Origin of the sequence: Staphylococcus sp. FSL W8-1207 (genome assembly GCF_038003745.1) — a bacterium.
Taxonomy (GTDB): Bacteria; Bacillota; Bacilli; order Staphylococcales; family Staphylococcaceae; genus Staphylococcus; species Staphylococcus equorum.
In genome coordinates this window covers 1,047,138-1,062,173 of the sequence record NZ_JBBOPU010000001.1, presented here as the reverse complement: position 1 = coordinate 1,062,173, position 15,036 = coordinate 1,047,138, and the positions used below count along the sequence as shown (strand labels likewise).

Genomic DNA, 15,036 nt, shown 5'->3' with positions numbered 1-15,036 from the left:
TTTTCTTAATAATAGCAACTACGTATATGAATCAAGATTATATTAAGATCTTAAAACAATTAAACCAATTGCACCTTGACCTGCATGTGTTGAAATAACAGGTGTTGTTACATTAGTATCAAAATGATTGAAATTAAATTCTTCAGAAAATTGCTTTTTAACCTTATCTACAAATTCGATGACATTGGCATGAGCAATACCAATAGATTTTATATTCTTATCACCTATAAAGTGACTTATTTCTTTCTTTAAAAATTGAACACTTGCATTTTGCGTACGTGAATTGTGTAACATTTCAAGTTTTCCATCAACAATTGTACCGATTGGCTTAATTTTCATCATATTCCCAATTAAACCTTTTGTTTTACTAATACGTCCACCCTTGATAAGTTGATTAAGTTGGCCTATAACGACATAAAGTTTAATGTTTTTTTGCAATTCATTCAATTTTTCAATAATTTTTTCAGTTGGAATACCTTCATTATTCCAATCTACAACGTGCTGAATTTGATAACCTAAACCAAAAGAAATTGATTTAGAGTCTATAACAGTTACATTGCTATCAGTAATTTGACTGGCTTGTAGCGCAGTTTGATAAGTACCACTTAATCCTGAAGTGATATGAATACTAATGATTTCAGAACCATCAGCACCTAATTCATCATACATCTCAATGAATTTGCCAATAGCTGGTTGACTTGTTTTAACATCTGCATCATCCTGTATTTTTTGTATATATGCTTCAGAAGTGATATCTACTTGATCTACATATGATTTTCCATCAATTGTTAAGTTAAGTGGTACAACATGGATATCATTTTCAACCAAATAGTCATTTGATAAGTCTGAAGTTGAATCGGTTACAATTTTCTTTTTAATCATAATGTCCTCCTATGAATTTTTCTTACGAATTAAATGTAAAAAAGTATGAGGAATTGTATTTTTTTCGTCTAATTCCCCTTTAACTGATGATTCGACTTCCCAGTCTTCGAATGTATAAGGTGGGAAAAATGTATCCCCATTAAATTTATCTTCAATCACTGTGATATACATATCGTCAACTTTATCAATCATTTCTTCAAATAATGATTGGCCACCAAATACGAAAACATGGCCAGGTAAATCAAATATATCCTCCATAGAATGAATGACATCAACGCCCTCATGTTGAAATGATTTATTTCTAGTTAATACAACGTTTCGCCTGTTAGGAAGTGGTTTTCCTATAGAGTCAAACGTTGCGCGCCCCATCACAAGTGTATGGTTAGTGCTTAATTTTTTTACATGCTTAAGATCATTCGGTAAATGCCAAGGTAATGTGTTATCTACGCCGATAACACGTTGTTGGTCATGCGCCACAAGTATTGAAAGTGTCATAAATTTCCTCCTTAATGCTAATATAGCAAGATTTTAACTTTACTTTTTAATATTCATTATATATTAAGCTATTAATCAATTTTAATCGTTTTGTAGATTACACTGCTATTGGTGCTTTTATTGCTGGATGAGAGTCATAATCTATAATTTCCAGATCTTCGTAATTGATATCGAAAATAGAAGCATCACTATTGATTTTTAATTGAGGTGGTTCAAAACCATCACGTGATAATTGTGTTTCTATAGCGTCAATATGATTAGCGTAAATATGTGCATCACCAAATGTATGCACAAATTCTCCCACCTCTAGTCCGCATTCCTTAGCAATTAAATGCGTTAATAAGCTATAACTAGCAATATTAAAAGGGACGCCTAGAAATATATCTGCGCTTCTTTGATAAAGCTGACAACTTAATTTACCCTCATGTACATAGAATTGAAACATCGTATGACATGGTGGCAATGCCATGGTATCTATTTCAGTTGGATTCCAAGCTGACACAATATGACGTCGAGAATTCGGATTGTTTTTGATTTGTTCTATAACAGTCTTAAGTTGATCGAAATGGTTACCATCTTTATCTTCCCAGTCGCGCCATTGTTTACCATATACATTTCCTAAGTCACCAAATTTTTGGGCAAATGCATCATCGTTTAAAATCTGTTGTTTGAACTGTTGCATTTGTTCCTTATATATTTTATTAAATGATTCATCTGCTTGTGCTCTATGTCCAAAATCGGTCATATCTGGTCCTTTATAATCTGATGATTTTACATAATTTTCAAACGCCCATTCATTCCAAATGTTGTTATTATATTGGAGTAAATATTTAATGTTCGTATCACCTTTAATAAACCACAATAACTCCGTGGCAATTAATTTGAAGGATACTTTTTTAGTTGTTAATAAAGGAAACCCTTTCGATAGATCAAATCTTAATTGATGTCCGAATTTTGAAATTGTACCTGTATTTGTGCGATCATTTTTTTGTTTACCGATGTCTAAAATTTCTTCGCATAGATTGTGATATGATTGATCAAAACTATTAAGCATAACAACCACACTCCTTTCTATTATTTATATTTATCTTATTGGAAATCACTAACAATTAAAAGAGTTTACTATTAATAGTGTAAAAAATAAGTCATTTTATACAAAGTATACATTATTTCTTTGAAAACGTTTAAAATGTAGCATTATTTTTAAATTTAAAAAACCAACTTACCATATCTTAAATAATAAGTAAGATATAATAGGTTGGTTTAAAGTAACGTTTATCCAGATTCAATCACCATTACCATTTAATATAAAATAACAGATTATATTAAATTAAGTAACTAGCAATATTCATCGAAAGCATCTTTGATATCCATACAAATATCTTGAATATCTCTACCTTCAATATGTTCACGAGGAATAAAATGTTTTAATTCTTGACCTTTAAATAAAGCGTATGATGGACTTGATGGTACTTGCTGAATAAATGATCTCATTTCTTCAGTAGCTTCTTTGTCTTGTCCTGCAAAAACTGTGACTTTATTACTAGGTTTTTTATCATTTTGTTCAACTACAGTCACTGCTGCAGGTCTTGCTAACCCAGCTGCGCAACCACATGTAGAGTTAATAACTACAAAAGTTGTGTCATTTGCTGCGACATTGTTCATATAATTAGAAACTGCTTCAGCAGATTCTAAACTTTCAAAATCATGTTCTGTTAATTCACTACGCATTTGAGTAGATAACTCATTCATATAAGCATCATATGCATTCATTGATAACACTCCTAAAATTTATCTTTTAATTCATTTTTATCAGTAATTACTTGTTTCTGTTAGCAATTTGTTTCCAAACGGATCCTAAAGCTTCGTCACCATTTTCTATTCTAGAAATTGCCATCTCTATTTGTAATTTGACTTCGTATGCAGGGTCATCTGCATGTGCTCTTAATGATTCGAGTTGTTCAGGACCACCTTCGTCAAAGATAAACATTGCTGCTCTCCATCTGACAATCTTTTGCGAATCATTTAACGCTTTTTCCATTTCTGGCAGCGCTTGTTTAAAACCTAAATCGCTTAAACAATCTCCTGCTGTACGTCTTACTGCAGGACTTTTGTCATTTAAACCTTTAAACAGATAAGGTAATACAGCTTTATCTTCCACCATTCCAAGTAGTACGATAGCTTCACGTCTCAAGGGTATTTTTTGCTCATCACTCACTGCTTCACCTAATAATGGAAAATCTCGTACAGTTGGTGTTGGAAAGGATTTTAACATTCTTAATCGTTCTTTCCAATCATCAGCAGCTTGGTAAGCTTCAAGGGAAACATGTTGATATTGTTTTTCTGGAACAACAATATTTGTAGCTAATGCTTCTTGCACAAGTGTTTTTAATCGTTCCTCAGGATAAATAGCAGTGATTTCTTCAAATACTTCAGACATAATCTCATCTAAATCACCATAGCGCACACCTAAATCATCCCATTTACGAAGAAAGACGATATTATCATTATCTTTTTGTGCAGCTAGCATGCTGTCGATATAAACTTCTGGTAATTGTTTGCGTTTTTCTTCAGAGCTTGTAGTAAGTTTAATTTGGTAAGGAATGCCTTTAAATTTTAATACTTCAGCCTTAACCTCTCCATAATGTTCATCTGGTAAAGGTTCATTTATTTCTTCTTGGTCTTCATTTAACGTTGCAGTTACATTAGGTAAAACATCTTCCCAATCAAATTTTGGCTTTTTGTCCACTGCTAAAAAGTCCATGACATAGAATATAGACTTAACGCCTTCGATTGCTAATACATCATTAATAAAATAAGGTTGTCCCTCGGCAACTGCAGTATACGTATTTGATTTATTATCTTCTCTTTTCTCACTCAAGACAATTTTCATTGTATTTGGACTTGGTGTAGGTTCAACACGAACAATTTCCATCAAGGAACCTCCTTGTTATATTTATATTCTTTCTAACGTTGCTAATATATTCGGTAATACATCATCCCACTCAACATTAGCTAGTTTATCAACTGAAATAAAATCCATAGCTTGGAATATAGATTTTACGCCTTCTACTTCTAATACTGCATTAATAAATTCAGGCTGTCCTTCTTTTACTTTAGTATACGTATTGGGTTTTGTGTCTCCACCTTCAACGCTATATACAAATTTCATTGTATTTGGATTTGGTGTTGCTTCTACATTTAAAATTTCCATTATAAATCCTCCTTATTGTAATTCATTTCCTATTTGTTTGATTTGTTTTCCAATTGAACACTCATTTATACAAAAGTGATGTGCTTGGGTTTTTCCTTCAGTCTTTCTGATATGGTTTTTAAGTAAGCATTCTTTGCAGTAGGTGTTCATTAAATGATCTATCGCATCAATTGCTTCTTTTTCAGAATAAGTTAGAATAAACTTCACTCTCCTGTGTTTCTGTAAATAAAAGTATTTAATTATATTAAGATTTGACGCTTGAAGGTATTATATCATTTGTAACTACGATTGTTTAATATTAAATTTGCAATTAAGATTAATCTAAAAATAAGGTGTATTAATTTTAAAAGTATACTTGCAATTTTTAATTTTTCTGATAAGATTATGCAGTTGTTAAATATGCGGTTTCTAAACACCCGCATCATCAAAATTTAGGAGGAATTTAAATTGTTTAACGAAGTTTTTGGTGTGTTAACGTTTTTAATCACATTTTTATTATTAGTCGCAATGTATCGTTTTTTTGGAAAACAAGGATTAATTGCTTGGATTGCAATTGGTACAATTATTGCTAATATACAAGTAATAAAAACAGTAGATATTTTTACTATTTCTGCAACGTTAGGTAATGTAATGTTTGCATCGATATATTTAGCTACTGACATTTTGAATGAAATATATGGTAGAAAAATTGCAAAGCGTGCGGTTTGGTTAGGTTTTAGTTCAACTTTAGTCATGATTATTGTCATGCAACTATCGTTACACTTCATCCCATCTCCCGTGGACACGACTCAAGGTGCATTAGATACAATATTTAATCTTGTACCTAGAATAGCGTTAGGTTCTGTTATTGCATATATCATTGGACAGCACTTAGATGTACTGCTGTTTTCATTGCTTAAAAAGGTATTCAGTTCAGATAGTACATTTATTATTAGAGCATATGGAAGTACGATAATTAGTAATATTATAGATACAGCATTATTCGTAGCTATTGCGTTTTTAGGGACAATGCCAAATGAAGCAGTTTTTGAAATTTTTATAACAACTTACTTGTTGAAAATAATTTCTACAATATTTAACGTGCCATTCGGTTACTGGGCAAAATCTATGTATCGAAAAGGTAAAATACAAAAATTAGATGAAGGTTACTAAAAAACTCTGAAATTGGTTATATACCAATTTCAGAGTTTTTTTGATTTAAAATAGTGATGATTTGTTCTTTTAAAATTTCAAATGTTTCATAACCATCGCTAGCTAGAAAGTGCCCTTTGTGTGGAATATGAATTGTTTGAGTTCCTAAAGCTTTAGATAATCTATCTGTTGCGCTAATATTAACAACAGGGTCATAATCACTACCGATAGTAATAATATGTTGAGCATTAATGCGATCAAGTTGAACGTTAGTTTGATTGATATAATAATCTAATTCTGGTAAATTCTCTAATGTTTCATTAAAGCCTGAAACTAAAAATAACCCTTTAATATGCGGGTATTGAGAAAGTTGAGATAAATAATTAAGTACGGTTATTACTCCAAGGCTATGAGCGACAATAAGCGTTTCAGAATTCAATTTATGTGCCATACTATTGTGTAATGCTTTGTACCACTGATCTATATCTGGATGATTTGAATTTGGTAAATGTATGACTTCAACTTTATAATCAGAAGCTTTCATTTTAGTAGCTAACCATTGAAACCAATGACTATCAGTATGTGCTTGGTAACCATGTATAATAAACATATTTTTCAAAGTATCAGACCTCTCTTGCTTAACTCCGACTATTCAAGTATAAATTCAATATATATCTAGGATACGAAAAATATATTAAATTTCCAACTGATATGGTTAGTGCTTATATAGTATAAATGAAATAGTTTTGATAAGATAAGATTAACTTAAATAATGTGGGTGAATTTATGGCGAAAATATATTTTGATGCAGCTACTGCCGGTAATCCAGGTGAAAGTGCTTGTGCAGTTGTCATAGTAACAGACAACGAAAGAATTCAGTATGATACTAGTTTGGGTGTAATGGATAATCATAGTGCTGAATGGGCCTCGTTGGTGTTTGCCTTAGAAAGTGCTGTGAAACACAAAGTGACGACGGCGATAGTTTATACAGATTCAAAATTAATTGAAGATAGTTTGAATAAGGGACGCGTAAAAAATGATAAATTCAAACCTTATTATCGTGAAATGTTAAAATTAGAACAACAGTTTGATTTACTTTTTGTAAGATGGATTCCTAGAAATCAAAATAAGGAAGCAAATCATCATGCTAAAAATGCACTGTATAAAATCACTAAAAATAAAAAAGGCAAATAATATAAAATGTGGCTGCTAGCTTTCCGAATGGATTGCTGACAACCACTTTTTTATTTGTATGCTTAACTGAAATGAGTAGATAAGTATTTTCCGGATACGTATAACTCATGTTCGTTACAGATATTTAATATCTTAGTGATATCTGTACCAAATTTCATATCTTGTAATAATGTTGTTGTATCTAAAGGCACTTCAGTGTGAATTTTAGCTAAAGACTTGGAAACCTTTAAGTTTTGCATATCATTATTTATTTTATTCTGTTGACCAGGTGTCAATTCATTTATTGCGTCAACGACAGATTCTACAGAACCATAATTTTGAATAAGTTTAATTGCCGTTTTTTCTCCTATGCCTTTTACGCCGGGATAACCATCTGCGCTATCTCCCATAAAGGCTTTTACATCAATAAGTTGTAACGGATTCAATCCATATTCACTTTGGAATCTATCAAGCGTGTAGCGGTTATAAATGCTGAACCCCTTTTTAGTTAACCAAATTTCTACATTGGGATTGATACATTGTAGTATGTCTTTATCACCAGTTACTACATAAACTTGATTTTCATCAGAATATTGATGTGCTAACGTTCCAATAACATCATCAGCTTCATAGTTCTGAACGCCAATATTAACAAAACCAAATTGATTGGAAACCTCTTTCACATAATCAAATTGAGGGATAAGTTCTTCAGGTGGTGCTGGTCTATTTTGTTTATAACCATCAAACATATCATTTCTAAAAGTGGATTTCCCCATATCCCAGCATACAGCTACATGTGTTGGCTGTATGTCATTGATTGCGCTAAACACGTGACGCACAAATCCTTGTATGCCATTTGTAGGTGTACCTGAAGAATTGCGCATAAATTGTTTGTGAAGACTTGTAGCATAAAAATGGCGGAATAATAAAGCCATGCCATCTATTAGTAATATTTTATTAGACATTTTGTGTACCTCTTTCTTGTTTACAATAGCACTTTTAATTGTGCGTTCGTTTCTTGCAATTGTTGAATCAATGCATCATCGATTTCAAATGATAATAATTCTTTGATTTGACGATGAATATCACTTTCAAATTGCTTGAATTTTGTTTCAGCATTCTCGTTCATAACTAAGACGATTTCATTGAGTGCTTTTCTAAGATCAGCGATACAAGGGGCAAGTAACTTGATTGTTTCTTGTGTAATTTGTTCTTGTAACTCACTTTGTGTCTTAGGTTGCAGGATATTCTTTTTAGAAAGTGATTTAGGTAATGCATCAACCATATGACTTAACTCAACTTTTAAATAAGGTTCATCTAATTCAATATTGTTTTTATCAAATTTTGGTTCAATAAACACATGCAATTGTTCAAGTTTTTGCTTTAACGGTGCAATTTCATTATACAATTGTTCGTGGAAATATTTTTTGACGCGTTCAACAAGTAAGGATTGCTCCAAGTACAAGCGTTGATGAATTTGATCTAAATAAATTTTTGTAGATAGACGTTTTTCTTCGTTGAAATTACTATTTTTTGTCATTTGTCCATTATAAATAGATTTGACTTCATCTTGTAATTGTAATTTCAAGCGTTCGTTTAAGTGATAGATTTGGTCTTCTACCTCATTTGAAGCACGTTGTTCTGCAGTTTGTAATATGTTATAACTCAACACTGTTGATTGTTCATAATTTTTTAATTTTTGTTTACGTTGTTCAATTTGAGCTTTGTTGTTCTTTGTTTCTTCAATCATTTGCTCAAACGCTTCGGAAATGTGTGTGAGTTGTTTTAACATTTGTTGTTGAAGTATATATTTAGATTCAACTTGAGTAAAGTGTTGAATACTCTCTTGTAATTTATCTATTCCTTTATCGCCAGACTTAAGTGCTTCTCTACTGGAAACAGCAAAAATGTCTGAATCCATGTTAACTTGAGTTAAAGCATCACCAACATATTCTATCACAGCATTTAAATCTTCATCAGTTTCTGCTAAGTCAGTAGCATTTATAATCATTTTGAAAGCTTGATTTTCATTTAATTGATTCATTTCTTTCATATGTTCAATAAAGCGTTTGTCATTGTTTGTAAACGAATGATTAAAATAACTGACATATAAGATTAAATCTGAAGATGTTAGTATTTTCTCAGTTTCATTTGTATGACGTTGATTATTGGAATGTAATCCTAGGGAATCAACGATGATTTTATCTTTTAACCAATCGATTGGTAGTTTAAGGTGTACTGTGTTTACAAACGTTGCATACTCATCTTCTGCACTCCATTTTTTAATATCATCTTGTGGAATAGTATGTGTTTGACCTTCTTCTAACATGTGTTTATACATACTGTAATGTTTTTCAACTGCGTTCACAAAAGCCAATTGATTTTTTTCCAAAGTTGCTTTGATTTTATCTGTATTTTTACTTAAAAACGTTTCAATACTATCAAATGCTTTATTTTCAATTTCGAAAACTTGATTTAGCTCGTCTAAAAGTTGTTCAGATGATTTAAGTGTAATCTGACTTTCCTGTCCATAAGTTAATTCAGTCATTGCTGCAGTGGTTGGATTAGGTGAACTGACTAAGTGCGAACCACCCAGTAAGGCATTAATCAAACTACTTTTGCCTGCACTAAATGTACCAAAGACCCCTATTTTCACAACTTTATTTTCTAATCTCGTTAATGTATCATCGATGTCTTTTTTTGTTTGTTCGAATAAAGGTATATCTTGAATTAATTCAAGTGCATTTTTGATGTTTTGCGTATTGTCTTGGTTATCGTAATGTTTCTCAATTGTGTTTCTTTTACTCATCTTGACAGTATCAGTATTGTCTTGTGCTGTGTATTTGATTTCTGTTCGGTCTATTAATTTATCTAAAGAGTCATCCATATGAATGTAATAATGCATATAGTTTTGTGTTTCCAGAGACTCTCTCAAATTACGCATTTCCATAAATTTCACATAATCATTATAATCGTCTTCTTGTTCTGTACCGATATCATTTGCTTGTGAATGTTTAATAGCCTTTTTAAATAATGGGTCAGATTCTTTTGCAATAAATTTTTTAAGTGAAGCCATCAAATCATCTGCAAATGTTAAAACATATTGATTACTAATTGTTATTTGGATTTGATATAAATCAGTTATGAGTTCTGGGTGTATTGTATAATGTTGATTAAGAATGTCGTCATTTACCTCTGAAGAATTTATAAAACGTGTTAAAAATGACATGTCTTCTCTTAGTGGTTGTCTGACTTCTTGATTTACTTTGTCTTGGAGTTGTTCTACAACTGCTGTTAATCTCTTTTGTTGTTCTTCTAATGTTTTTTGTTTTTTATTAAATAAACCGCCGACTTTAAAGTCTTTCGTACGACTTTCTAAATAAATTTTGATTTTTTCTCTAGTATCATGCGTCATGATATATGCATTATCTAAAATATCTTTACGTTTTTGCTTTAAAAAGTCATATAATTCATCAGGGTTATTTAATAACTTGGCTTCTTCACTGACCTCTTGGTTTTGTTGGAAATTGAGATAAGCTTGGTCAAAATCCGCTTCGAAAATATCAAGTTGATCTAAAATATCTTGAATTTCATATTGAATATAAGATAATTGTTCATCAGTAATAAATTCAACAATTCGTTCCACATAGTCCTCGATAGATTCTCTATGGGTGTCTTTTTCAATTAAATAATTAGAAAGCGTGTCAATTTCATTATATTCATGATCATATTTTGAGACATAAAATATTTGATCTAATTCGATTTCCCACTCAGCGATTGATTTCTCTACACGATCTTTAAAGGTCTCGAAAGTAATTTCTTCTTCGCTATGTTTGTCTATTTGATTAATTACAAATACCACTGGCACATTTGCTGCATTTAACTGTTTCATAAATTGGAAATTTAAAGCTGACTGCACATGGTTGTAATCTACTGTATAAAAAAGTACATTACTCGTATACATAAATTCCTCTGTACTTGATTGGTGTGTTGCAACATTAGAGTCTACACCAGGTGTATCTTGTAACGTGAAACCTTTTTTGAATTTATCTGATGGGAATTTTATTTCTACAGATTCTACATCTATGTTTTCACGATTCATTTGTTTAACTTCATCGTAATTATTTAATAATGTATATTGTTGATTGCTTAAGTTTGCGATAATTCCTGGTTCGTCTGACACAGACACAATAGCCGTATTACTTGTTGTTGGTACAGGCGAACTTGGCAAAATACTTTCTTCCAAGAGTAAGTTAATTAAAGTAGATTTACCTGCTGAGAAGTGGCCTACAAAAGTTGCAGTATATTGTTCTAAGTATACCTTTTTAATAACTTGATTGATGATGTGGACAAGACGTCCATTATTTGATTTTTCAACTTCTTTTTTTAGTTTATATAAAATATCGAGTTGCTCAGTATTAGACATTATATGTATCCCCTTTGATTACTTGTATGTAATTAATCTTATTGTATAACAAATTATTGTTTGTCTAAAGGTAGTAAGTGAAATTAAATTTCTTTTAATCCGTATTAATGATAATTTATCTTAATGTTACGTTATGTACGTAGTGTATTCTAATCACTTAGCATGATTATAGAAATGGGTTGTTATGATATAAAACAATCGTAATAAAAAAGTCACTCCAAACAAATTTGGAATGACACCAGCATAAGGTAGTTTATGCTGAACTAATCTATATATACGCTTCAGTATTGATAGTCTGTCTATTGTTTTACTCAGTCTTTATATACCTACTTATTATTAACTCCCTTTAGGTTTATTGTAATCAGTATTCGGCTTATTGATACCTATGTTTTCTTTTAAATAAAGACTTGGATCTTTAGCGATTTTAACAACGACAGCTGCTACACTTTTTCTAGATACTTCTGTACCTTTGAATGATTCGTTCTTTTGAGTAATTTCATAATCAATTTCATTTGTATGTGTTAACCATGCTGGTCTAAAAATAGTATAATCTAGCCCTGAACTTTCAATAATATCAGCTGCTGCTTTATAAACAGGTAATCTATCACCTATTTGTTGTTGAATCCATTCCCCAAACTCTCCTGGGACCTCATTATATATACCTAAAGATGTTACGAAGACTAAACGTTTCACATCATTTGTTTGCATTGCTTTTACAATAGTTGCTGCTTCTTTATCAAGGTCTCCTGATAAACTAGCTAAGACGATATCTACATCGTCCATTGCACTATTAACATCGTCAAAGTTAGTAGCGTCACCTTCTCGCACACGAATTCTATCTGATGCAAAGTCAGGTAATCTATTCGCATCTCTTAAAAATAATCTTAAGGTATAGGATGTGTTTTCTAAAAAAGAATTAATAGCTGCTTTAGAAACTGCACCATTTGCCCCTAGAATTAATACTCTTGTCATCCAATCACTCCAATATTATATTATTGTTTTTAATAACTTTGCTATTTAATCAAAAATATTACTTCGTTTCTTTTCATTACTAAGACTGAAGTAGGCTTATTACATATAATTTGTTTAAACTCACAGTACTATAGTTAACCTCTTTACCCTCATATTAAACTTAAAACATACTTGATTACAATCTGAGTCCTTAATTGGATTATTATAATGTATTGATGATTAATCACCATAGCTATATTAGCGATATGCATTTTTGTACATATAATGTGTGGAATTGTAAAATCTCTAGATATGTTAAGGGAGTGGGACAGAGATTTAATATTTCTAATAAAATTTCGTCGTATGTGTGATCCCGACACAGGTGACTGTAAAATGTAATACAATCGTTGGAAAGCTTGAATAAGAACTACTTGATTACAATAAATAAAGTAGTATTTCTTTAATAGTTTGATATAAGCGCATTTTCAATTCAGTCAGCCACTGACAAAATAAAAAACGAGACTGAGACACGTGATATGTCCCAGTCTCTTAACATCTAGAGATCTAAATGTAATGATAAGCTTAAATTGTTAACGAATTACAGGGTTTTTATCTTTCTTAATTTTAAAGTATTGAGAAATGCTATAGACAATAATACCAATCCATATAAATATGAACGTTACTAACTGGTCAATATTAAATGGTTCTTTAAATAAGAATATCCCTAATACAAACATCAATGTTGGAGCGATGTATTGAATGAAGCCGGTTAATGACAATGGGATTCTACGGGCACCTGCTGAAAACAATATTAGCGGAATCGCTGTAATCGCCCCTGAAAATAATAGCCAAAATGATGAACTATTGACTCCTAGAGAAGAACTTCCTTGTTGCCATATATACCATAGATATATAAAGCCTGCTGGAGCAGTAGCAATACATTCTATAGTGATACTGCTAATGGCATCTATCGGTACTAGTTTTTTAATTAACCCGTATAAACCAAACGAACTTGCTAATAATAGCGAAATACCTGGGAATACACCCATTTTTAATGTCATATAGAGCACACCTATAACTGCTAATGCAATTGCGATCCACTCTAATTTATTAAAACGTTCTTTCAAGAATATGAGTGCAAGTATAATACTTACGAGTGGATTAATATAATATCCTAAGCTAGTTTGCAGTACGTGACCATTTGCTACAGCCCATATGAATGTGCCCCAGTTAATTGTAATTACATAACCTGCTGCAATAATAGCAATGAGTTGAATTGGGTTTGTAAAGAGTTGATGAACATCTCGTTTAAAGGGTTCAGTATTTTTAGTGAACACTACAACAAATAGCATAAATATCATCGAAAGCACAATTCTATATGCTAAAATTTCAAATGCGCCTAATTCTCTAATTAAATCCCAATATATGGGTAGAACACCCCATAAAATATATGCACCAAAAGCAAATACGATTCCCTTTTTAAATTCAGTGTTCAAAAGATGCACCTCTTTCTACTTTTCACTCTATTAAATTTTTAATTTTGAGGTTTTCTCTTACCCCAATACTGATAATACGTACATTCAATATATCCATTAAATAACTTTCTACGCTTAGTTGCCTTCTGGTTAACTAAATGTTCAAATTCTGTACTACTTGTCAAAATATAAGTTGATAGATGAGGATGTTGTTGCATTAGTTCACCTATATAGCGATACATAACTTCTACTTCATCACGGTCCCCAATACGTTCACCATATGGCGGGTTGCCTATAAGTGCGATTGGCTCATCTGTATCTATTGTAAGTGTATTAACATCTTTCACGCTAAATTGAATAATATCAGCTAATCCCACTTCTTCAGCGTTTCTGCGTGCAATATCTATCATTTCTGGATCGATATCCGAAGCATAAATTTCAAGTTTTCTATCGTAATTAGCTTGTTGGTCTGCTTCGTCTCTCATTTCATCATATAAATTGTCAGGCATCATGTCCCATTTCTCAGAAACAAAATCACGATTAAATCCAGGAGCAATGTTTTGCGCGATTAAGCAAGCTTCTATCGCTATTGTGCCAGAACCACAGAATGGATCTATTAACGGTGTGTCACCTGTCCAATTCGCTAAACGAATTAAGCTTGCTGCTAGTGTTTCTTTAATTGGTGCTTCACCTTGAGCTAAACGGTAACCACGTTTATTCAACCCTGAACCAGAAGTGTCTATTGTAAGGAGTGCATTATCTTTTAATATTGAAACTTCTACTGGGTATTTTGCACCTGTTTCATTTAACCAACCACGTTCTTGGTACGCACGTCTTAAACGTTCAACAATTGCTTTTTTTACAATTGCTTGGCAATCAGGCACACTAAACAACGTTGATTTCACACTACGGCCTTGTACTGGGAAATTACCATCTTGTTCAACGATTGTCTCCCATGGTAAGGCCTTTGTTTTTTCAAATAACTCATCAAATGTAGTGGCTTTAAATTGACCTACTACAATTTTAATTCTGTCAGCTGTACGTAACCATAAATTACACTTAACAATTGCAGATTCGTCACCTTCAAAAAATATTCTGCCATTTTCGACAGTTGTTTCATAACCTAATTCTTGAACTTCTTTCGCCACAACTGCTTCTAAGCCCATAGGACATACGGCTAATAATTGATACATTAGTTTGCTCCTTCTTAAATAAAGATTTACTTATATTTTATCAAAAAATTTTTTAAATAGATATGACATTGTACTAAGTTCTAATGCAACTCAGTT

15 protein-coding genes are annotated in these 15,036 nt (G+C 31.7%); 2 read left to right on the top strand and 13 right to left on the bottom strand.

What is annotated here, in order from left to right:
- Positions 1-42: 42 nt before the first annotated feature.
- The 7 genes from NSR03_RS05370 to NSR03_RS05340 form a co-directional block, all read right to left on the bottom strand.
- Complete coding sequence (locus NSR03_RS05370; RefSeq protein ID WP_002507604.1) at positions 43-882, bottom strand: DegV family protein; 840 nt, start codon at positions 880-882, stop codon at positions 43-45.
- Positions 883-891: 9 nt separating this feature from the next.
- A complete protein-coding gene (locus tag NSR03_RS05365; protein WP_056935645.1) occupies positions 892-1,377 on the bottom strand; it encodes a dihydrofolate reductase in 486 nt (161 codons plus the stop codon).
- Between the two features lie 97 nt (positions 1,378-1,474).
- Positions 1,475-2,431, bottom strand: a complete 957-nt coding sequence (locus tag NSR03_RS05360; protein ID WP_002507602.1) for a thymidylate synthase — start codon at positions 2,429-2,431, stop codon at positions 1,475-1,477.
- 284 nt (positions 2,432-2,715) lie between these two features.
- Entirely contained in the window at positions 2,716-3,150 is a 435-nt protein-coding gene (gene brxA / locus NSR03_RS05355) for a bacilliredoxin BrxA (protein ID WP_021339188.1), read from the bottom strand.
- Between the two features lie 46 nt (positions 3,151-3,196).
- Positions 3,197-4,312 carry a conserved virulence factor C family protein gene (locus tag NSR03_RS05350; RefSeq protein WP_251470314.1) on the bottom strand — a complete coding sequence of 372 codons (1,116 nt, stop codon included), beginning with the start codon at positions 4,310-4,312 and terminating at the stop codon, positions 3,197-3,199.
- Between the two features lie 21 nt (positions 4,313-4,333).
- Positions 4,334-4,591, bottom strand: coding sequence for a NifU N-terminal domain-containing protein (locus NSR03_RS05345; RefSeq protein ID WP_021339190.1), 258 nt, complete (start codon positions 4,589-4,591; stop codon positions 4,334-4,336).
- A 12-nt stretch (positions 4,592-4,603) separates the two neighbouring features.
- Positions 4,604-4,798 (bottom strand): zinc-finger domain-containing protein, encoded by a 195-nt coding sequence (locus NSR03_RS05340; RefSeq protein ID WP_021339191.1) that lies wholly within the window; start codon positions 4,796-4,798, stop codon positions 4,604-4,606.
- Positions 4,799-5,038: 240 nt separating this feature from the next.
- Between NSR03_RS05340 and NSR03_RS05335 the strand changes: the two genes are divergently transcribed.
- The gene (locus tag NSR03_RS05335) at positions 5,039-5,743 is read left to right on the top strand and encodes a queuosine precursor transporter (RefSeq protein WP_021339192.1); all 705 of its coding nucleotides are present in this window, start codon (positions 5,039-5,041) and stop codon (positions 5,741-5,743) included.
- Between the two features lie 16 nt (positions 5,744-5,759).
- Here NSR03_RS05335 and NSR03_RS05330 read toward each other — a convergent pair whose 3' ends face one another.
- Positions 5,760-6,341: an RBBP9/YdeN family alpha/beta hydrolase gene (locus NSR03_RS05330; RefSeq protein ID WP_021339193.1), complete on the bottom strand. Its 582-nt coding sequence runs from the start codon at positions 6,339-6,341 to the stop codon at positions 5,760-5,762.
- 167 nt (positions 6,342-6,508) lie between these two features.
- Between NSR03_RS05330 and NSR03_RS05325 the strand changes: the two genes are divergently transcribed.
- A complete protein-coding gene (locus NSR03_RS05325) occupies positions 6,509-6,916 on the top strand; it encodes a ribonuclease HI family protein (protein WP_002507596.1) in 408 nt (135 codons plus the stop codon).
- A gap of 62 nt (positions 6,917-6,978) precedes the next feature.
- Here NSR03_RS05325 and NSR03_RS05320 read toward each other — a convergent pair whose 3' ends face one another.
- The 5 genes from NSR03_RS05320 to NSR03_RS05300 form a co-directional block, all read right to left on the bottom strand.
- A complete protein-coding gene (locus tag NSR03_RS05320) occupies positions 6,979-7,860 on the bottom strand; it encodes a 5'-3' exonuclease (RefSeq protein WP_021339195.1) in 882 nt (293 codons plus the stop codon).
- Positions 7,861-7,880: 20 nt separating this feature from the next.
- Entirely contained in the window at positions 7,881-11,321 is a 3,441-nt protein-coding gene (locus tag NSR03_RS05315) for a dynamin family protein (protein WP_065367445.1), read from the bottom strand.
- 336 nt (positions 11,322-11,657) lie between these two features.
- Complete coding sequence (locus NSR03_RS05310) at positions 11,658-12,293, bottom strand: SDR family oxidoreductase (protein WP_021339197.1); 636 nt, start codon at positions 12,291-12,293, stop codon at positions 11,658-11,660.
- 569 nt (positions 12,294-12,862) lie between these two features.
- Positions 12,863-13,768, bottom strand: a complete 906-nt coding sequence (gene rarD, locus NSR03_RS05305) for an EamA family transporter RarD (RefSeq protein WP_021339198.1) — start codon at positions 13,766-13,768, stop codon at positions 12,863-12,865.
- Positions 13,769-13,806: 38 nt separating this feature from the next.
- Positions 13,807-14,940: a THUMP domain-containing class I SAM-dependent RNA methyltransferase gene (locus NSR03_RS05300; protein ID WP_002507591.1), complete on the bottom strand. Its 1,134-nt coding sequence runs from the start codon at positions 14,938-14,940 to the stop codon at positions 13,807-13,809.
- Positions 14,941-15,036: the final 96 nt, after the last annotated feature.